The 20,026-nt window shown below is 60.7% G+C and carries 18 protein-coding genes and 1 tRNA gene; 10 read left to right on the top strand and 9 right to left on the bottom strand.

Features of this window, described 5'->3' with window-relative positions; translation table 11 throughout:
* Positions 1–7: 7 nt before the first annotated feature.
* On the bottom strand, positions 8–2,653 hold the full coding sequence (gene mutS / locus AA105894_RS04525) for a DNA mismatch repair protein MutS (protein ID WP_267310669.1): 2,646 nt from the start codon (positions 2,651–2,653) through the stop codon (positions 8–10).
* Positions 2,654–2,806: 153 nt separating this feature from the next.
* Positions 2,807–4,366: a murein biosynthesis integral membrane protein MurJ gene (gene murJ, locus AA105894_RS04520; protein WP_267310668.1), complete on the bottom strand. Its 1,560-nt coding sequence runs from the start codon at positions 4,364–4,366 to the stop codon at positions 2,807–2,809.
* Positions 4,367–4,826: 460 nt separating this feature from the next.
* Between murJ and AA105894_RS04515 the strand changes: the two genes are divergently transcribed.
* Complete coding sequence (locus tag AA105894_RS04515; RefSeq protein WP_267310667.1) at positions 4,827–5,465, top strand: LysE family translocator; 639 nt, start codon at positions 4,827–4,829, stop codon at positions 5,463–5,465.
* A gap of 29 nt (positions 5,466–5,494) precedes the next feature.
* On the opposite strand, the gene AA105894_RS04510 is transcribed toward AA105894_RS04515, so the two are convergent.
* Complete coding sequence (locus AA105894_RS04510) at positions 5,495–5,983, bottom strand: glutathione peroxidase (protein WP_267310666.1); 489 nt, start codon at positions 5,981–5,983, stop codon at positions 5,495–5,497.
* 212 nt (positions 5,984–6,195) lie between these two features.
* Here AA105894_RS04510 and AA105894_RS04505 point away from each other — a divergent pair, with 212 nt between their 5' ends.
* Together AA105894_RS04505 and AA105894_RS04500 are read left to right on the top strand one after the other, a co-directional pair.
* Positions 6,196–7,437 (top strand): NupC/NupG family nucleoside CNT transporter, encoded by a 1,242-nt coding sequence (locus AA105894_RS04505; RefSeq protein WP_267310665.1) that lies wholly within the window; start codon positions 6,196–6,198, stop codon positions 7,435–7,437.
* An 84-nt stretch (positions 7,438–7,521) separates the two neighbouring features.
* A complete protein-coding gene (locus tag AA105894_RS04500) occupies positions 7,522–8,421 on the top strand; it encodes an MIP/aquaporin family protein (protein WP_267310664.1) in 900 nt (299 codons plus the stop codon).
* 73 nt (positions 8,422–8,494) lie between these two features.
* Here the strand turns inward: AA105894_RS04500 and AA105894_RS04495 are convergent, their stop codons facing one another.
* The 5 genes from AA105894_RS04495 to hemC are packed head-to-tail and all read right to left on the bottom strand — an operon-like array spanning position 8,495 to position 12,885.
* Complete coding sequence (locus AA105894_RS04495; protein WP_267310663.1) at positions 8,495–9,208, bottom strand: TylF/MycF family methyltransferase; 714 nt, start codon at positions 9,206–9,208, stop codon at positions 8,495–8,497.
* 24 nt (positions 9,209–9,232) lie between these two features.
* Entirely contained in the window at positions 9,233–10,198 is a 966-nt protein-coding gene (locus tag AA105894_RS04490) for an NAD(P)H-dependent glycerol-3-phosphate dehydrogenase (RefSeq protein ID WP_267310691.1), read from the bottom strand.
* The gene (locus AA105894_RS04485) at positions 10,198–11,031 is read right to left on the bottom strand and encodes a 23S rRNA (adenine(2030)-N(6))-methyltransferase RlmJ (protein ID WP_267310662.1); all 834 of its coding nucleotides are present in this window, start codon (positions 11,029–11,031) and stop codon (positions 10,198–10,200) included. The genes AA105894_RS04490 and AA105894_RS04485 overlap by 1 nt, the downstream gene beginning before the upstream one ends.
* The gene (locus AA105894_RS04480) at positions 11,028–11,774 is read right to left on the bottom strand and encodes a uroporphyrinogen-III synthase (RefSeq protein WP_267310661.1); all 747 of its coding nucleotides are present in this window, start codon (positions 11,772–11,774) and stop codon (positions 11,028–11,030) included. Before AA105894_RS04480 ends, AA105894_RS04485 begins: the two co-directional genes overlap by 4 nt.
* On the bottom strand, positions 11,767–12,885 hold the full coding sequence (gene hemC, locus AA105894_RS04475) for a hydroxymethylbilane synthase (RefSeq protein ID WP_373316719.1): 1,119 nt from the start codon (positions 12,883–12,885) through the stop codon (positions 11,767–11,769). Before hemC ends, AA105894_RS04480 begins: the two co-directional genes overlap by 8 nt.
* Before the next feature lie 79 nt (positions 12,886–12,964).
* On the opposite strand from hemC, the gene tsaD reads away from it, so the two are divergent.
* From tsaD to AA105894_RS04460, 3 genes are all read left to right on the top strand, one after another.
* A complete protein-coding gene (tsaD, locus tag AA105894_RS04470) occupies positions 12,965–14,047 on the top strand; it encodes a tRNA (adenosine(37)-N6)-threonylcarbamoyltransferase complex transferase subunit TsaD (protein WP_267310660.1) in 1,083 nt (360 codons plus the stop codon).
* Between the two features lie 79 nt (positions 14,048–14,126).
* Entirely contained in the window at positions 14,127–14,321 is a 195-nt protein-coding gene (locus AA105894_RS04465; RefSeq protein WP_267310659.1) for a hypothetical protein, read from the top strand.
* Positions 14,322–14,432: 111 nt separating this feature from the next.
* A tRNA-Ser gene (locus AA105894_RS04460) sits at positions 14,433–14,522 on the top strand.
* A 342-nt stretch (positions 14,523–14,864) separates the two neighbouring features.
* Here AA105894_RS04460 and secB read toward each other — a convergent pair.
* On the bottom strand, positions 14,865–15,383 hold the full coding sequence (secB, locus tag AA105894_RS04455) for a protein-export chaperone SecB (protein WP_188425197.1): 519 nt from the start codon (positions 15,381–15,383) through the stop codon (positions 14,865–14,867).
* Between the two features lie 228 nt (positions 15,384–15,611).
* Between secB and AA105894_RS04450 the strand changes: the two genes are divergently transcribed.
* From AA105894_RS04450 to AA105894_RS04435, 4 genes are all read left to right on the top strand, one after another.
* Positions 15,612–16,298 (top strand): Tim44/TimA family putative adaptor protein, encoded by a 687-nt coding sequence (locus tag AA105894_RS04450; RefSeq protein WP_267310689.1) that lies wholly within the window; start codon positions 15,612–15,614, stop codon positions 16,296–16,298.
* 87 nt (positions 16,299–16,385) lie between these two features.
* Positions 16,386–17,540 (top strand): murein transglycosylase A, encoded by a 1,155-nt coding sequence (mltA, locus tag AA105894_RS04445; RefSeq protein WP_267310658.1) that lies wholly within the window; start codon positions 16,386–16,388, stop codon positions 17,538–17,540.
* The gene (locus AA105894_RS04440; RefSeq protein ID WP_267310657.1) at positions 17,540–18,400 is read left to right on the top strand and encodes a DNA-methyltransferase; all 861 of its coding nucleotides are present in this window, start codon (positions 17,540–17,542) and stop codon (positions 18,398–18,400) included. The genes mltA and AA105894_RS04440 overlap by 1 nt, the downstream gene beginning before the upstream one ends.
* A 203-nt stretch (positions 18,401–18,603) precedes the next feature.
* Positions 18,604–20,022: a cytochrome-c peroxidase gene (locus AA105894_RS04435; protein WP_267310656.1), complete on the top strand. Its 1,419-nt coding sequence runs from the start codon at positions 18,604–18,606 to the stop codon at positions 20,020–20,022.
* The last annotated feature ends 4 nt before the right edge of the window (positions 20,023–20,026 follow it).

Below are 20,026 nucleotides of genomic sequence, written 5' to 3'. Positions count from 1 at the left end.
ACCATCATCAGGTCAAATCGTTCTTTGTTTCAAGCGCAAGTTTGCGTAACGCATAAAGCGCTTCGAGCGCAGCCTTGGGTGAAAGCGAGTCGGGGTCGAGCGCCTCAAGGGCTTCGCGCAGGCAGTCCGGCTCGTCTGGCGGCGAGGCGATCGTCTCGAACAAGGGCAGTTGCGGCACGCTTTTGCCCTGATCGCGCTCGAGTGCGGCAAGCAGGCGCGTGGCACGCTGCACCACGGGCATGGGCACACCGGCAAGCTGGGCAACATGCACGCCCCAGCTTTTCCGGGCAGAGCCTTTGCGGACTTCATGCTGGAACACGACGTCGCCCTGCCATTCGCGCACGGCCATCGTATAGGGCGTCAGGCGTGGCATCGAATCAGACAGGCTGCAAAGCTCGTGGAAATGGGTCGCGAAAATCGTCCGCGACCCGAGCTGGGAGTGCAGCGCCTCGAGCGTTGCCCAGGCAATGGCAAGACCATCGAGGGTCGATGTGCCGCGACCGATCTCATCGACAACGACCAGGGAGCGCGGCCCTGCCTGGCGGAGGATGGCGGCGGTTTCGGTCATCTCGACCATGAAGGTCGAGCGACCTCTTGCCAGATCATCGGCGGCGCCGACACGGGAAAACAGCCGGTCGACAATACCGATTCGCGCTTTTTCCGCCGGAACGGGCAGCCCGGCCTGCGCCAGAATGACGGCCAGAGCCGTCTGACGCAGGAAGGTCGATTTGCCCGCCATGTTTGGCCCCGTCAGTAACATGACACGCTGTGAGGGGGGGAGGGAGCAGTCATTGGGGATGAAGCGCGTGGCGCGCCCCAGAGCGGCCTCAACCACCGGGTGACGGCAGGATTTGAGCTCGAACTCCTGGTCCTGCGTCATCTGCGGGCTGCACCACGAACCGCCCTGGGCCAGTTTTGCGCAGCCGGTCAGCACGTCGGCCGTGGCGAAGAGCGCAGCGAGCTCGGGTAGGGCGGGGTGAGAAACGGTTTGGGCGACGAGGGCAGCAAACAGGCGACGCTCGGTGGCCGATGCCCGGTCAGCGGCTTCGAGAATGGCGCGGTCGAGTTCGAGGAGTTCGTCAGTGGTGAACCGAACCAGATTGGCCGTTCCCTGACGGAAGGAAAGCTCAGGCCGATCGCGCAGCTTTGCGCCGTGCAGCGCCGAGGTTTCTATGATGTAGCCGAGCTGTGCGTGATGCTTGATCTTGAGTGTCGCGACATTGAACTGCTCGGCATAGCGCTGCTGCATGGCGGCAAGCGTGCGTTTGCTGTCGTCGCGCAGGCCACGATAGCGGTCAAGATCGGCATCAAAGCCGGTCGCGATGGTGCCACCATCCTCGATGCGGGCTGGCAGGCTCTCGGCCAGCGCTTTTTCCAGCGTGTCCAGCAACGCATCGGCGCGGCCATAAAGACCGGCGAAAAGCGAGCGGATAAGGGGCGGTGTGGACTCGTTACAGAGCGGCTCCAGTACCGCAACAAGGGCATCGGCAGCCTGAAGCAGATCGCGCGTCGCTGCCAGATCACGTGGAAGACCGCGACCGGTCGAGAGGCGACCGAGCGCCCGGGCGAGATCGGGCGCTTTCTTGAGAAGAGGTGTCAGGGTTTCGATCAGCCCTGGCTGCCCCGCAATCCAGCGCCAGGCGGCCTGACGCCCCTGGATCAGTGTCAGGTCGGTTGAGGGGGCAGCAATCCATTGCGCCAGAAGCCGCTGGCCCGCCGCGCTTGCGCAGCGATCGACCGAGGCAAGAAGCGTGTGGGTGGTGGTGCCGTCCCGCGCCTGAACCAGATCGAGGCTGGCGCGTGTTGCCGGATCGAGGCCAAGCGTTTCCGAATCGTCCCGGCGCAGGGGGCGTGCGATGCGGGGCATCGTGCCTGCCTGGCTGCGTCTGACATAATCCAGAATCAGGGCACCGGCGCGGATTTCCTCGTCGGTGAAATCGCCCAGTATGCTGATCTGCGCGACATCGAAAGCCTGGGCCATGCGCGATCGGGCAGTCTCTAGCCCGGGCAGGGTGATGCTGGGGGCGACACGGGCAGAAAACGGGTCAGGCACCAGCGCGGGATCGGCGAGAATTTCGGATGGGTCGAGCCGTGCGAGCAATTCCTCGACCTGGTTCTGCGAGAGCGCGGCTGTTTCGAAAGACCCCGTCGAGATATCGATCCAGGCCGCCCCGCAGGGTGCAGAGCCTCGCGTTTTTTTTGCAGGGGTTGCCAGAGCGAGAAGCAGGTTCTGACGACCCGCCTCAAGCAGTTCTTCCTCTGTCAGTGTGCCGGGGGTCACCAGGCGCACGATGGCGCGGGCGAGTGGGCCTTTCTGGGGAGGCTCGCCCGGCTTTCTTGCCTGCTCGGTCTGTTCGGCCACTGCCACGCGAAAACCGCGGCGTATCAGCCTTGCGAGATAGGCCGGAGCAGCGGCGACCGGCACGCCACACATCGGAATAGGGGTTTCGTTATGCTTGCCGCGCGTGGTGAGGCTGATATCGAGCGCCATGGCGGCGGTTTCGGCATCGGCAAAAAACAGCTCGTAAAAATCGCCCATACGGAAAAACAGAAGGGCATCGGGTTCCTGCGCCTTAAGCGCGAACCATTGCGCCATCGCCGGGGTTGCGCCCTCGGAAGATGGGATAATGCCGGTAATCTCCGGGGTCGTCATGAGGGGGAAACTCGCCACATGAGCGGAATTCTAGCGGCCCTGCGCCCGGCTGTGAACACCCTGTCATGGCCCGGGGGGCGATGTCACCCTAGCCATGATAATTTCGCAACGCTTGACGATATGGTCAGGAAATGGGTGCGCGCTGCAGGCGTATCACGGCTGCGCGCCCCGTTTGCGCCGCAGCAGGCGGTTCAGCAGGCGTTGGGGCTGGCTGATGCCGAACGCCCAGAGCGCCACCAGATAGACGATACCCGCAAGCCCCATCATCAGACCCAGCATGGCCGCCCGGATCAGTCCATGCCACATCACGAGACCGGGGGCGAGGAAGCGTGTGAGCGCAAGGGTCACAACGGCCATCAGCAGCGATGCCGCCATGACGCGCAGCAGGCGCTGCATCAGCGCCCGATCAGGGCAGAACACATCGCGTCTGTGCAGGATGACAGCCAGAAAGCCGAGATTGACGAGTGCTGCGATGGTGCTGGCAAGCGGTGGCCCGACATGGGCCAGCGGACGATAGAGCATCAGATTGAGTGCAAGATTGAGCGCTATGGTGATGAAGCCGATCTTGACTGGCGTTCTGGTGTCGCCATGGGCGAAAAACCCGGGGGACAACACCTTGATCATGATGAAGGCGGGCAGGCCCAGTGCATAGGCGCGCAGCGACTGCGCCGAAGACAGGGCATCTTCTGTGGTGAATTTCCCGTAGCCGAAAAGCGTTGCCATGATTTCAGGTGCCAGAGCCAGAAGGCCGAAACAGGCGGGGAAGGTGAGAATTGCCGCATAGTCGATGGCGCGGTTGAGCGTTTGCTGCCCTCCCTTGTTGTCACCGGCAGCAACGTGACGGGTCAGAACCGGAAGGAGCGTCGTGCCCGCAGCAGCTCCCAGCACGCCAAGCGGCAGTTGATTCACGCGGTCGGCAAAATACAGCCACGAGATCGACCCGGCAGGCAGAAGCGTTGAAATGAGCGTATCGACGGTCAGATTGAGCTGTGTCGCGCCCGAGCCGACAAGCCCGGGCCAGAGGCGGCGGAGCATGTCGCGCATTTCGGGGGTCAGGCGCGGTCTCGGCAGGGAAAGACGCATTCCCGCGCGCCGGACCGACCAGAGAAGTAGCCCAAGCTGCACGAAACCGGAAAACGTGATGCCGATAGCCGTCCAGGTGGCGGTATCGTTAAAGACCAGTGCGCCAAGCAGAATGGCGGCTATGCCGACGATATTGAACGACACATAGGCCCCGGCAGCCATCGAAAAACGATGCAGCCCGTTCAGTACCCCCGCCACGAGCGCTGCGGTACAGATCAGCAGAAGATAGGGAAAAGTGATGCGTGTCAGGTGAACCGCCAGCTCGAAACGCCCGCCACCATGATCGAAACCCGGCGCAATCAGTTCGATGATCCAGGGCATGAAGACCTCGCCCAGGATGGTCACACCAAGCAGCCAGGCGCTCAGGCACCCCAGTGCCTGGGATGCGAAACGCGTTGCATCCTCTTCGCCCCTTGTGGTCAGGCGCTCGGTGAAAAGCGGGACGAAAGCCGCATTGAAGGCCCCTTCGCCGAAGAGGCGGCGAAACATGTTGGGAAGGCGAAATGCGATCTGATAGGCGTCCTGAACCGGGCCAGCACCGAGAAACGCCGCAAGAAGCTGGTCGCGCACCAGACCAAGGATACGGGACAGCATGGTCCAACCACCAACGGTGATCAGGTTACGGAGCATTCCGGGCTTCCAGTCGAAAAACAAACATCAGGAGCGCGCCTGTTTAGACGCAAGCGAGGCGATGTGCCATGGCCAGGCACAGGCTTGTTGCATTTTGGAAAGACGAGGCTGCAGCTCGGAAAACCGCGCGTCCTCAGGAGTTTGTAAATCACGGTAGATTATGGCGGTTTTGCGTCTCTCTGCCTTTTGTTCACTTCGCAGGTCAGGTTTTTTCACGGACACGCGTCAAAACGTCCTCTCCAGACGCCTCACTGTAAGGCGACCTGGCCAGTATGCGTTCCCGATACGGGCTGATCGTGGAAATTGCGATCCTGTTAGCTCTCTGGCAGAAAGCACTGCGCCAGGGCGGTTGCCGGAATGCCGGGTCTCCTTATTTGTGCCAGCAGGTGCAAACGGTGAGATTCAGCGCATAACGCGAGCAGCGCGCTTTTCTGCACCAGAGCTATCGAGGCACACGGATATGAGCCCCATCATTCTTTCTCTGACGAGTTTTGTTCTCGCTGCGGGTGTCTTCACACTGGTGCCGGGTCTCGATACCGCCTTCGTGCTGCGCACCAGCACCGTGTCAGGTGTGCGCACCGGTTTTTGTGCAGCGCTTGGCATCACACTCGGGCTTTTCGTTTGGGGGCTGGGCGCGGCTTTTGGTCTGACAGCACTGCTCGCAGCATCGACGATCGGCTTTCTGATCGTCAAATGGGTTGGCGCTCTCTATCTTTTCTGGATTGGTCTGCGCCTGCTGATATGCCCTCGCACGGCCGCTCAGGCGGTCGAATCAGGGGGGCGTGTCAATCGTCTGTCGGGCGCGCAATGCTTCCGTCAGGGCCTGCTGACCAACCTCCTGAACCCCAAGGTTGGCATTTTCTTCATTACCTTTCTGCCGCAATTCATCCCGCATGAAGCCAATGTGGTGACGTTCTCGCTACTGCTGGCGGGTATTCAGGTGCTGCTGACCTTGAGCTGGTTCTCGCTGCTCATTGTCATGACGGCGCCTTTGGGCGCCTTCCTGTCGCGCCCTTCCATCGTCAAGACGCTGGACCGTGCGACAGGGGGTATTTTTGTGGCGTTCGGCCTCAAGCTGGCGCTTGAGCGCCAGGGCTGAAAGGGCGCGCCCTTGGCTGCCTTTTGCGTTCAGCGATCCATCATGGCGCGCTGGATCGAGGCTTTCATCCGGCCTGAATCGGGCGACGTCAGGGGCGTGAACCAGCTGGTCAGCTTGCCATCTCGTGACACGACATATTTGTAGAAATTCCAGCGTGGCAGAGACAGCATTCCCCCTTGCTCGGCAAGCCAGCGAAAGAGCGGGATAGCGTCCTTGCCCTTCACATGCGACTTCGCGGCCATGGGAAAGCTGACCCCGTAATTGCGTGAGCAGCTGGTCTGGATCTCGGAGGCCGTGCCGGGCTCCTGCTGTCCGAAATCATTGCTCGGCACTCCAAGTACGACCAGGCCGTTCTTGCCATAATGGCTCCAGAGATGCTGAAGCCCCTCATATTGCGGTGTAAAACCGCATTTCGAGGCCGTGTTGGCGATCAGGACGACCTTGCCCTTGAAATCTGCCATTGAAATGGGTTCGCCGCAGAGGGCCGGGATGTCGAGATCGTAGAAGCTGCTGGTCATGATATTCCGTCGCGCCGTGTCGTAAGCCGGATCTTCAATGTGGCTTTCCACTGGACACTACGCAAGCATCCCGACAGAGTGTGTCTTTCCGTTTCGCCAACGGTACGTCCCGCTCGCCAGGGAAGTGGCGTTCCAGGGCGTTGTTAACAAAGAGGTTTTCCGTTTCGGGATCGATACCCGGGCGGAAACAGTCAGAGAATGAAGGCGCATTGATGTCGCTGCGCGGTGTGATCGGTATTGCGGTGCTCGTGGCGCTGGGTGTTCTTTTGTCGAGCAATCGCAAAGCCATCGATTACCGACAGGCAGCCATAGCCCTCGCGCTGCAATGTGCGATCGGTGCGCTGGCGCTTTTTGTGCCCTGGGGGCGTCGATTCTTCGGGATGCTGGCAGATGGGGTGGGAGATGTTCTGTCCTATGGTCAGGTTGGCACGCATTTTCTTTTCGGCGGTCTGGTCAGCCCGAAAATGGAGACGCTTTTCGGTCAGGACAGCTTTGTCTTCGCGTTTCAGGTGCTGCCCGCCATCGTTTATGTCTCTGCCATCATCGCCCTGCTTTATCATTGGGGCGTCATGCAGGCCATTGCGCGTGCGGTGGGGCAGGGGCTGCGCCGTCTGCTTGGTACAAGCGCGCTGGAATCCTTTTCGGCCGTCATGACGGTGTTTCTCGGCCAGAGCGAGATGCCGGTCGTCTTGCGCCCCTATATGGGAAAGCTGCGACGCTCCGAGCTTTTTACCATCATGAGTTCCGGCACGGCATCGGTCTCAGGCTCGGTGCTGGCCGGTTATGCCGGGCTTGGTGTACCAATGCATTATCTGCTGGCAGCATCTTTCATGGCCATTCCGGGAGGGCTGCTTTTTTCCAAGCTGCTCTGGCCGACGCCGGAAGACGCCCATGCCGGGCACGAACCCATGCCCAGGGCTGTGCTGGAAACCAGTGGTGTTTTCGATGCGCTTGCAGAGGGAGCCATGAGTGGCGCCCGGGTCGCTTTTGCGGTCGGGGCAGTGCTGGTTGCTTTTGTGGGTATCACAGCATTGCTCGATGGGTTGCTGCACGGGCTCGGGTCTCTGGTGCATTTGCCTGGGCTCAGTCTCTCGACCCTTCTTGGCACGTTGATGGCCCCTCTTGCCTGGCTGATCGGCATCCCCTGGTCAGAGGCGTCGCTGATTGGCGGTTTTCTGGGGCAGAAAATCGCCTTCAATGAATTTGTGGCCTATGTGAGCCTCTCGCCGCTCATTCATGCCCATACCCTTTCCGGGCACGATCTGGCTATCGTCTCTGTCGCCTTGTGCGGTTTCTCGAATTTTTCGAGTGTCGGCATCCTTATTGGCGGGTTCGGCAGCGTCGCGCCCGAGCGCCGTACCGAGATCGCCACCATTGCGTCGCGCTGCGTGATTGCGGGCACGTTGTCCAACCTCATGAGCGCGGCCATCACGGGGCTGTTTGTTGCAGCCTGACGCCTGCTTGTTCAGTTACTGCCTCTACCGGGCTGAGCAGCCTGGGGCGTAACAGGTGATAACAGCTGGGAGTAAGTCAGGGTCATGGGAGAACACCCGGTAGCTGAACAGCGACCGCACGCGCTCTATCCGCACCCCGAAGACAGGCCGCTTTCGGGCCTGCCGGCACCGGGCCATGCACTGCACCCGAGGCTTTATATCTGTGAATTCTGGGCGACGGCGCTGCTGTTGATCGGTGGTATCTGCAGCAATGTTGCCATCGGCTCACCGCTCAGTCCCGTCGCGAAGGCGCTGGCACACTGGCCCAACCTTCTGACAGCGCTTGAAGGTCTCGTTTTCGGTCTCAGCGCGACATTGGCGGCCCTGTCGCCTTTCGGTCGTGTCAGCGGCGCGCATATGAGCCCGTCAATCAGTCTGGCTTTTTGTCTCGGCAAGCGGCTGGCGGTGACGGATATGCTCTTCTACATGTTTGCGCAGCTTGCTGGCGCTGTTCTTGGCGCCGCGCTTGTCGCTGCCAGCGGGCTGATCTGGCCTCGCTGGGGGCAGTGGTGTGCAGCTGACCACTTCGCAGCGACAATACCGTGGCCGCTGGCGCCATCCTGGTGGGCTTTTATCGGTGAGATATGCACAACGGCCATTCTGGTGGCAGTGGTGTTGACCTGTGGCGCGCGCCAGACACTGCGTCCCTTTGCTGCCTGGATGACCGGGCCGGTATTTTTCGTGCTGAATCCTTTTGAGGCCTGGCTTTCAGGAGACAGCACCAATCTCGCCCGAAGCGTCGGACCAGCCCTGTTCAGTGGTGCCTGGCAGGATTTCTGGGTGTATCTATGCGGCCCTTTTGCCGGGGCCGCCGTCACGCTGTTTCTGATAAGGGCCGAAGCGTTTGGGCGCGTTCATCTTCATGAAGCCCGGCTGGCCTATTTTGGCCATGATGGCCGAGCCCCCTATTTCTGGCCGCATCTGTTGCGACGCTGGTTCGGCTGACGGGGAGCCCGCCTGACCGACCGGCATGGGACGGCCCGCAGGAGGAGGGGCCGTCAGGCCAAAGATCCGGCCATCAGTGAGACGACTGTGCGCTGCGTATGATCATGGCCTGGGTGGTCGGCAACTCGATGACATGCTCCGGCTTGTCGGCAAGGAATTCCGCAAAGGCCTGTGAAACACCATCGATGATCGAATAATCATGAGTCAGGATGATGCCACCCGGAATCATACGCGGGTAGAAATAGGCGAGGCCCGCCAGTGTTGCCTCATAAAGATCGACGTCGAGATGCACGAAGCTGTAGCGCTCCTCGCCCAGATCAGCGGCTGAATCCGGGAAGAAACCGGGGTGGAAGGCCACATTCTCATAGCCTGCCAGCTTGCGTTTGACGCTCTCAAGCGTGCCGCAGAATTCGCCCTTGATGAAAACCTTGCCTTCCTTCCCCTTGGGGTCGGGCAGGCCCTCGAACGTGTCGAAGAGATGCAACGTGCGATGCGCCTTGACCATGCAGAGAAGCTCTGCCGACGCGCCACGATAGACGCCGAATTCGGCCAGATCGCCCTCATAGACAGACTGGGCCTGAGCCAGTTCATGAAGCACGAAGGCCTCGTCACTGCTCAGAAGAGAATCCGTGCCCGCACGGGCCTTGCTGAGGCGTCGCAAGGTAACCGGGTGCTTGTGCCCGCTCAGCAGGCGCATCTGCATGGCACTATGCACACCGAAGGTGAGGAAACGCACGAAACGGTTCCGGCTTACGAAACGGCGCATGGCCTCATTACGCATCCACATGGTCTAGTCCTTTTCGGCTTCTTTTCATTCGACCGTGATCGGCCGTTCGAGGAGCAGTTTCCTTGCCTGGGCGAGATCTATGGCGCCATCCAGAAAGGCGGAAACGGTCTCGACGACCGGCATCGAGATCCCCAGCTTTGTGGCCGTGGCGGCGAGAGCCGGGGCGGTAGCTACCCCTTCAGCGACAGTGCTGCGTGTTTTCAGGATGTCGGCGAGGGTGGCCCCCTGACCGAGTTCGAGCCCGAGACTGTAATTGCGCGAGCCCGCTCCGGTGCAGGTCAGAATGAGATCGCCCAGACCGCTCAGCCCGGCAATCGTTGCAGCGCGCCCCCCCATGGCAGATGCCAGGCGCCCGATCTCGACGATGGCACGGGTGATCAGGGCGGCGCGGGCATTCTCGCCCAGTCCTGCCCCGATAGCGATGCCCGCCCCGATCGCCACAACATTTTTGGCGGCGCCTGCTATCTGCACGCCGATCGGATCATCGCTCGCATAGAGTCTGAAATGAGGGGAAGAAAGCATCGAGACATAGCGATGGGCGTCGTCCAGCGACTCAGCCGCGATCGTCGCGGCCGCCGGTGCTCCCCTGGCAACCTCGATTGCAAAATTGGGCCCGGAGAGAACAGCGCAGGACCGCCCGGGCTGTGTTTCGGCAAGGATATCCAGCGGCAGGGCGCCAGTGCCAAGCTCAAGCCCCTTGCAGCAGGCAATGAGCGGCGCGTTTCCCGGAAGTTTTGGTGCGATTTCCCTCAGGGTCTGCATGGGCACGACGATGAGCATGAGATCGGCATGCTCGGGAAGTGTTGTGACCAGCTCGACCGTATCGGGCAAAGTCACGGCTGGAAGGCGGGGCAGGGCGCGGCACCCTGCGGGGACAGGCGAGCGAGACCAGAGCGAGACACGGGCTCCGGTTCGTGACGCAGCACAGGCAAGGGCGATGCCCCAGGCCCCGGCCCCGATAACGGCAATATGGGGGACGTTGGCTGACATCATTCTTCCACGATCCGTCTGATTTCAACGCTGCCTTTTCCAACGGGCGCAAGGACCGGCAGAAGCGCGTCGAGCAGGGTCTGGGCCTGTTCTTCAAAGCGATAGGGAGGAGAAGCCACCAGCAGCCCGCAGCCATTCAGACGTGTCGGATCGGTGGGGGTGCGCAGCAGCAGGCTGCAATCGAGCAGATCACGCAGGCCGGCATCGCGCAGTGAGTCGTGGAATTGCCGCACCGGTGCACGATGCTTGATGGGATACCATGCTGCGACAATGCCCATCGGGAAGAGCTTGCGGCTCGTCTGGATTGCGTCAGCCAGCCTTGCGAATTCATCGCCCTGTTCAAAAGGCGGGTCTATCAGGATCAGGCCGCGTTTGAGGTCACGCGGCGGCAGAAAGGCCTTGAGCGCGCCATAGCCATCACGCTCATGCACGGCAACCTGGCTCTGCTGACGGAAATTGCGCCTGAGGGTCGCCGCATCTTCCGGATGCAATTCGCAGCAAATCAGTCGATCCTGCGGACGCAGCAGCGACGCAATGAGGCTTGGTGAGCCCGGATAGCGGGCAGGCGCGCCGAGTGCCTCGATGCTGGTCAGGTAATCGACCAGTTCCTCCGGCCCCTCCGGGATTGTCTCGAACCGGCCAATACCATCGCGCCATTCGCCGGTCTTCTGGGCCTCGATTGAATCGAGATCATAAACGCCGCAGCCGGAATGTGTGTCGAGCACGCAGAAGCCAGCTGGCTTGCGCAGAAGGTGGCGCAGGATGACGAGCATCAGCCCGTGCTTCATCATGTCGGCAAAATTGCCCGCGTGATAGGCGTGGCGGTAATTCAAGGCGCGATTTGCCTCCCTGCAATATCTGTGTCGCTTGTCGGAAGAGGGCCGAGAAGAGCGAGAAGGGCTTGTTGTTCCGGACGAGGGGCGATGGCGATCTGGCTGAAGGGGGCTGTGTCAAGCGTTCTGCCGATGGCGGGAGAAAGCGCCAGAGCGCGAACCGAACCTAGCAGCCCACGCTCCGCGCCGAAAGCATCGAGAAAGGCGCGTGCCGTGGCCGCTGAATAAAACAGGATCGCCGCCACGCGTTCCTGTTCGATCAGGCTGCGTGCTGCCGGGGTGAGGGCGCCGGTCGCCTCGGTGCGATAAACGACACGGCGTGTGACATGCCAGCCATTCATCCTGAGCTGGATCGCAAGCTCGCCGCCAAGTTTCTCACCTGTGGCAAGCAGCACCCTGTTGCGTCTGCCGGCCTTGCCGAGATGGCCAACCAGAGAGTGTGCCGTGCCCTCGGCGTGATCGACATTGGTAAAGCCCAGTGTTCTGGCGCGCTCAGCCGTGCGCGCGCCGACCGCGGTGAGGGGGGTTGTAAAGGGAAGGGCTGCCTGTAACGCCTTAAGGCTCTGACCACTCGTTATGACCACCCGGTCGACCGCTCCTGACGGCTTCATGGGCAGGGGGTGAACCCTGAGCATCGGAGCCAGGCAGGGCTCCCACCCCAGACGCTCCAGCGCCAGGCCAGTATCGCTCAGCCCTGGCTCAGGGCGGGTGACCAGAACCGTGCGTCGTAAGAGGTCAGCCATGATCCTGGAAGATATCGTCAGGAGAATCGGCCCGCAGGGACAGGCCCAGCTCGCGCCCCAGACGCAGAGCCTCGGTCGGCTCGCCGCAGATTTCGCGCTGGAGATGGAACGAACCATCCTCGCGCGCCACAAGCCCGGTCAGAACCAGCTCACGATCGCCGAAATGCCCCCTGCCGCCCGGCTGGGATTTGGTGCGCAGGCGCGCATAACCACCGATCGGGGTGCGGCACGAGCCGTCGAGCACCTCCAGCAGGGCACGTTCTGCCGTGGCAACGGCGCGGGCCTCGGGATCTTCGATGGCGGAGAGCAGATCGAGCAGCTCGCGATCTTCCTCGCGCACGGTCACGCCGACAATGCCCTGACCGGCAGCGGGGATCATGAGGGCTGGGTCGAGAATCAGATCGGCACGATCTTCCATGCCCAGACGGCGCAGCCCGGCCAGAGCGAGCAATGTCGCATCGCAGGCACCGCCAGCCAGCTTGTCGAGGCGGGTTTGCACATTGCCACGCAGAAGGCCAAAGCGCAGATCGGGACGGCGATGCAGCAGCTGGGCCTGACGTCTGACCGAAGCGCAGCCGATATGGGCGCCAAAAGGCAGGGCATCGAGCGGAGAATGTCCGTCGGCAACGAGTGCCTTGGCCTTCTCGCGCAGGGCAGGGCTCAAAATCAGCACGTCGCGTGCATCTTCACGCTTGAGCGTACAGGCGAGGGTCAGGCCTGCGGGAAGAGTGGTTTCGAGGTCCTTGAGGCTGTGGACGGCAAAATCGATCTGTCGGGCAAGAAGCGCCTCGTGGATCTCCTTGGCGAACAGCCCCTTGCCACCGATCTCGGCGAGGAGGCGGGATTGCACCTGATCACCTGTCGTATTGATCGGGTGTTCCTGAAACGCGCCCATGTCGCGCAGAAGCGGGCAGAAGCGGGTCAGGCGGGTCAGGAAGGCGCGCGTCTGGACCAAGGCGAGCGGCGACCCGCGCGTGCCGACGCGCAAGGGCAGGGAGTGGCGTGAGGTGGGCGGATGAGGCGAGGCCTGACGGCGCATGGCTTCGGCAGCGACCTGTTGTAATTGCAGGCTCTGGGACATGAGCGCTTCGGGCATCGTCATCTGTTTCATGGCTGATCTTGCTACTCCACCGCGTGACCCGTGAAAAGAGACGGCTCGCATCACGCGTTGCATCGGGTTATCAGGGGCGATGGCGATTTTTTCCTTAACCTCCCCCATTCTCGCGATTGAAACGACCTGCGATGAGACCGCATGCGCCATTCTCAGCCCTGAGGGGGCCATTCTGGCCGAGACGGTTCATACCCAGTCCGGCCATGCGGCTCTGGGGGGCGTTGTGCCTGAAATCGCTGCGCGTGCCCATCTGGCGCTGCTCCCCGATATCGTGGCGGAAACACTGGAAAAGTCAGGTTTGGCACTCGCCGAGATCGGGGCTTTTGCTGCCTGCACCGGACCGGGGCTGATCGGCGGCCTGATTGTCGGCAGCAACTACGCAAAGGGGCTTGCCGTCGCTCTGGATCGGCCGTTCCTGGCGGTCAATCATATAGAGGCCCATGCGCTTACCGCACGTTTGCCGGGCCTGTTCGCGCATGATATTAAATTTCCGTATCTTTTGCTGCTCGTCTCCGGTGGCCATTGTCAGTGCATCGCCGTGAAAGGCATCGGAAATTACGAAAAACTCGGTGGCACGATCGACGATGCCGCCGGTGAGGCTTTCGACAAGGTTGCAAAGATGCTTGGCCTCGGTTGGCCCGGTGGTCCGGCCCTCGAAAAACTGGCGCGTGAGGGACGGTCTGATGCGGTTGCCTTGCCAAGACCGCTGATGGGGCGCGAGGGATGTGATTTTTCATTCTCGGGCCTCAAGACGGCGGTCGCGAGACAGATCGCCCCCTACGGGATGGAGGCACTGCCACGCCCGGTTGCTGCCGATATCGCTGCGAGTTTCCAGCGCTGCGTGTGCGATGTCATGGCGGACAGGGCGCGCCACGCGCTCGCCTTGCTCCCGGAGGCGCAGAGCCTTGTTGTTGCTGGCGGTGTCGCAGCCAATGGGGCCATTCGCACGGCTCTCGAAGCCTTGGCTGGCGAAGCGGGTATTCCTTTTGTGGCACCGCCTCTCCGGTTCTGCACGGATAATGCGGTCATGGTCGGCTGGGCCGCTCTTGAGACGATCAGGGCGTGTCAGGGTGCCGGTCAGGCGCTTGAGGACGGCATTCCAACGGCGCCAAGGCCACGATGGCCGTTGACCGAAATGGTCCCGCCGGGGAACGCCATGTAAAGCGCATTTCTTGTCGGGTGTTCGCTCAGAGTAAAACCTGCTTATCTGCGGTCAAAAGCAAGGGAAAAAGGAAGCCGCCGTGACAAGAGAAGATGATGCCTGGTTTAATGCCGATGAAACGGCGAATGAAATGGAAGAACAGGCAGGTATTGCGGAGCCAGCGCAAACGGTAAGCAGCTTTCTGTTTTCGATTATCCTGCCCTGTCTGGTTGTGGGCGTTCTCTTGATTGTCACGCTTTGGTGGCTGATCGACAGGTTTCACCTGCTCGGCTGAATTCGCTCGGGCGTCTCTCTCGAAAAATGGTTTTGCCAGCCCTCTTGCACAGACGTGCGAAAAGAGGCAAAGAGGCGCCTCTTGCCGCAGAGAGTTCGCTCCTGCGATGCGGGAGAGGTGGCCGAGTGGTTGAAGGCAGCGGTCTTGAAAACCGCCGTGCGTGCAAGCGTACCGTGGGTTCGAATCCCACCCTCTCCGCCATGAGCTGAGAAAGAGCAATCTGACGCCGCCTTCTCAGCGTTTCATCTTCCCGCGGGTTGGTTCAACGACACGACAGAGTCTGACCAAGCTAATCCGGTCAGTACGTTTTGCTGCTCGGCTCTCTGCCGGGACCGCGTGATTTCCTCTGAAAGGCTCGGGATACGCTGAGCTGTATCCAGAGAGTCATCGGCCGATTTTCAGATTGGCGTAGTTGGGATTTCTGCCCGCCGAAGGCGCGCTCTCGCAAATGGAGCGGCTCAGTCAGAGTGACTGACCTTTATGACCCGGCGCGCGTCATGGTGGAGCCTGTCAGGCGGCCTTGCCGCCTGACAGAGAGTATCTTCAGGCGTTGCCTGCGGTCTCGGGGAACTGCTGGGCGCGCTTGGCCTGCCAGAGTGCAACGAAATCGATCGGCTGCAGCACGATCGGCGGGAAGCCACCATCGCGCGTGACATCGCTGATGATGCTGCGGACATACGGGAAGATGAGGCGCGGCACTTCAACGAGCAGGATCGGCTCCACCAGTTCTGCCGGGGCATCGGTCAGGGTGACGATGGCGGCATAGGTCAGTTCAGCAATGAACACGGTACGGCCAGGCTGGCCACCTTCGTTCTCGGGCGATTCCGTTGCTTCGGCGCGGATGGCGAGAGCCACTTCGAAAACCGGCTGGGCTTCTTCAAGGCGGTTGGCCTGCACGTCGATATTGACGGAGATCTGCGGTGCCGAGCGAAGGGTTGCGAAAATTGCGGCGCCTGCCGGAACCTCGAAAGAGAGATCCTTGGTGTATTGCAGGTTGACCGACAGGGGCAGGGCAGGCGGGTTACCCTGCTCGGTTGCCGGGTTTTGGGCGGTATCGGACATGGAGCCTCGCAATCAGAGTCATATTACACACAGCCGAAATCGGCTGCATTTCGTGCCTTCAAGCCGGTAGCATGATCCCTTTCACACGCCAACTCTTCGTCAGTTTCTGCGAGATTGTGACCACGATCCGGCTCTGGCGCCCTGTGAGGGTGTTGTGCGGTCGGTGAAGCCGCTTTACCAAGGGGGCATGCCCTTCGAGACCAAGAATAGCAAGAAGCTGAAATCGTGATGTCATTCCTAGAGAACATTCCGTACGACATCGTCATCTTTGCGTTGTTGAGCCTCGTCCTGGTCTGGCGCCTGCGCGCCGTGCTTGGTCGGCGGGTCGATGTCGGTGGGCAGGAAGCTGCCGGGCCCATGCCCATGCCGCAAGGGCAGGGAAGAGTCGACGTGCCTCAGCCTGTGCTCGAAGAGCCGAGCGCGCGCTTCGACATTCCCCAGCCCTCCACGCGTGTGGGTCAGATTCTGGGCGAGATTGCCGTGTCCCAGCCTGGCTTCAGGTCGGAAGTTTTTCTGGAAAACACGCAAAAGGCTTTTCGCGCTGTCGTGGCGGCTTTTGCAGAGGGCGATCGCGCAACTTTGCGTACCTATCTGACGCCAGACGCTTTCGCCGGGTTTGACGCGGCTATTGTGGCTCGCGAAGCGGCGCAGCAGAAGCAGCGCACCGAAATCGTGGGGATCAACAGCCTCGCAATCGTCGACGCGTTTTTCAGTCGCATCAATGGACATGAAAAAGCCCGGATTGATGTGCAGATCGTGTCGCGTCAGATCAGTATCCTGAACGATGTCGATGGCCAGCCTTTGATCGGGACCGAATCTGTCACCGAGTTTTCGGATCTGTGGCAGTTCGAAAGCGAAAGCGGCCCCGGTCTGCCGCCCTCGACCTGGCATCTGGCTGCGGCACGCGCAGCCTGACATCGTGACGTCAGGAAGCCGGAACGCCTCCTGACATTGCTTCAGAAAAGCTGCGTCTTGCGGGACGCACGACAAACTCGGTTTGCCATGAACATAGTTTCTCGTCTTTCCCTTGGGCTTAGCCTTGCCCTTCTCTCCTCCTGTGCCGAGCCGCAATCGGAAGCCCCACTCCAGCTCACGCCGCTTACCTATGCCATGCTCGATGGCTGGTCGGCCGAGAGCCCGGAGACCCTGTTGCCACAGCTGCGCACGGAATGTCAGCGCCTCATGCGCCTGCCGCCCGAAACCCATCTGGGCGGTGCTGCGGGCACAATTCCCAATGGCAGTATTGCCGGTGAGTGGCAGGGAGCCTGCACGGCGCTTCAGAGCGTTGAAAACACGCGCGACGCAGCGCGCAGCTATTTCGAGCAATGGTTTGCGCCCTATCTCGTTTCAAATGACGCGTTGTTCACCGGTTATTATGAGCCGCAAATCTATGCATCGTCTGTCAGGACAGAGGCGTTTCAGACCCCACTCTACGAGCAGCCTAACGATCTGATCCACACCAGGGATACGGCTGGTGACTGGGTGACGGGGCGGTGGGAAGGCGGCAAATTCGTCCCTTATTACACCCGGGCGGAAATCGATCATGGGGCGCTGTCCGGGCGTGGGCTCGAAATCGCCTGGCTGCGTTCACCTGAAGATCTGTTCTTTCTGCAGATCCAGGGCTCAGGTCGCCTTGTCATGACAGATGGTTCGGTGCGTCGTGTCGGCTTTGCCGCCAAGAACGGCGCGCCCTATGTGCCGATCGGGCGCGTTCTGGTCAGAAACGGCGAGATGGCTGCCGAGGACGTCTCGCTGCAAAGCCTCAAGAACTGGCTTGCGGCTCATCCTGACAGGGCGCAGGACGTCATGGAGCAGAATCCGGACTACGTGTTTTTCAAACGTGTCGATACGATCCCGCTGGACCGTGGCGCGCCGGGCGCCATGGGTGTGCCGCTCACGCCCGGGCGTTCTGTTGCAATCGACCGCAGCCTGCTGCCGATGGGGGCGCCGATCTGGGTCGATACCCATTTGCCTGAGGCAAATGGCGGCGAGGGGCACTGGATGCATCTCACCTTCGGTCAGGATGTCGGAAGCGACATCAAGGGCGCTGATCATGCCGATCTGTTCACGGGCTGGGGCGAAGACGCTGAACGCCTGGCAGGCAAGATGCGCAGCCATGGTCGCATGATCGTTCTGTTGCCACACCCGCCAGCCTGATGACGCAGGAAAAAGTCAGGGCAAGGCGAGAAGCGATAGGTCGTCATGCCCTGATCAGGGGTGACGCCATGAATGTCATGCGTCGCATGGAGAGCGCATCGGTCGATATCGTCGTCACCTCGCCGCCCTATAATATCGGGATTGCCTACCGCACCTATAAAGACAGTCTGGCCGAGCAGGATTATATCGGCTGGATGCAGACGGTCTGTGCCCAGATCGCGCGTCTGCTGAAGCCCGGAGGCTCGTTCTTTCTCAATGTTGCCGGGTCATCCTCACAGCCCTGGTTGCCCTTCGAACTGATCACCCGGCTGCGTGACCTGTTTGTCCTGCAAAACCATATTGTGTGGATCAAATCGGTGTCGATTGAAGAGAAGACTTACGGTCATTTCAAACCGGTCAATTCGACGCGTTTCATCAATCATAATCACGAGCATATCTTTCATCTGACCCATAAGGGGGATGTCAGATTGCAGCGTCTGGCTGCGGGTGTTCCCTTTACCGACAAGACCAATATCTCGCGCCGCCGTCATGCCGTGGACCGTCGCTGTCGCGGCAATACGTGGTTCATCCCCTATGAAACCGTGCGGCACAAGCGCGAGAAATTCCTGCATCCCGGTACGTTTCCTGTGGCTCTGCCCACAGCGTGCATGACCCTTCACGGCTTTGATGAGAATACGGTGCTTCTGGACCCGTTTATGGGGACTGGTACGAGCCTCGTCGCCGCGCAGGAACTTGGCGTGCGAGGGGTGGGGATCGATATCGATACCCGTTATGTCGCTGTCGCACGACGCCGTCTCCGCCGTAGTCTGGACGAGGAGCCGGATCTCGAGGGTGATCTTGACGGGTCTCCCTACGAGTAGCCGATATCTGTCACGCGAGCCGCGACATAACTGCGTTATGTTTGTATCGGTAAAACCGTTCAATCTGATCGGAAACATTACTTAGACATGCTGTGTCGCAAACGTCATGTTGCGCGCATTTATGTTTACGATCAGGAGAAGAGCGGTTGTTTGAAGCTGCCAGGAAGAAACGTCTCGTAAGAAACGGTATTGCGGGACTAGTTGTGGCAGCTGCGCTCGCCTATGGCGGGACAATCGCTTTTCTGACCCGGTTCGATCATCAGGGCGCGCCACGACTGCCAACAAACAGCGCGACATGGCATGATCCCAAGGCGCTCGCTGCGTTCAATGCGCTCGGAGAGGCACGCTGTGATTACTGTCACACGCGCACAGCTGATCTCCCTTTCTATTTCAAACTGCCTTTTGCCAATCAGATCATGAAGCGCGATCTGGTTGCGGGGCAGCGTCATTTTCGTATCGATCCGATCATTGCCGCTTTTCAGGCAGGCAAGCCGCCCTCGGTTGAGCAGCTTTCTCGTATCGAAGAGGTTATCCAGCAAAACAGGATGCCGCCCGCTGCCTATCTGCTGATGCACCCTCATGCGTACATGACCGAGAAATCGCGCAGCGACGTGCTGGCATGGATCACCGACCAGCGTCGCCGCTACTACGCAACGCCCGGTGTCGCGCCGCAATTCGCAGGTGAGGTCATTCAGCCGATCCCTGAAAATGTTCCGGTAGACTGGACGAAGGCCGAACTGGGCCGTCAGCTCTTTTTCGACCGTCGTCTGTCTGGAGACGGCAAGATGAATTGCGCAAGCTGCCACGGGCTCGATAAGGGGGGCGTGGATAACCTCGTCACGGCCACTGGGATCAACGACCAGAAGGGCCCGATCAATGTGCCCACCGTCTATAACGCCGTGTTCAGTATCGCGCAGTTCTGGAATGGCCGCGCAGCCGATCTGGCTGCCCAGGCCGCCGGGCCGGTGACAAACCCGGTGGAGATGGGTGCCCATGACTGGGACGGTGTGGCAGCGATTATCGCTGCAGCGCCGGAATACCGCACGGCTTTTGCAAGTCTGTATGGGGCAGGTGCGGTCAACCAGAAGACTGTCACGAATGCGATTGCCGAATATGAAAAGACCCTGATCACACCAGACAGCCCGTTCGATCTTTATCTGAAGGGCGACAACAGCGCGATTACAGCGCAGGAAAAACGCGGTTATGAGCGATTCAAGGCCATTGGATGCTCCGGTTGCCATAGCGGTGTTGCCGTTGGTGGTGATGCGTATGAGGTTATGGGCCTCGAGGGACCGTATTTCAGCGAGCGCAAGGCTGGTCTGACTGATGTCGATTCCGGGCGCGAGGGCTTTACTCACGCCATTGAGGATCATCAGCGGTTCAAGGTGCCGAACCTGCGTAATATCGCCTTGACCGCACCGTATTTTCACGATGGAAGCGCCGGAACTCTGGAACAGGCAGTGCGTCTAATGGCGCGATACCAGACGCCCTATCCTGACCTTCCCGAGCGCGACGTGGATGATATTGTGGCGTTTCTCAAGACACTGACCGGCAAATATCAGGGTGTACCGCTCCAGCAGGTTGTCGCAGAGCCGCCCCTCAAGGCGCCTGAGGCGCAATAAGAGC

It is taken from the genome of Asaia spathodeae NBRC 105894 (genome assembly GCF_025994195.1).
Lineage (GTDB): Bacteria > Pseudomonadota > Alphaproteobacteria > Acetobacterales > Acetobacteraceae > Asaia > Asaia siamensis.
This window is presented reverse-complemented; position numbering and strand designations above follow the sequence as displayed.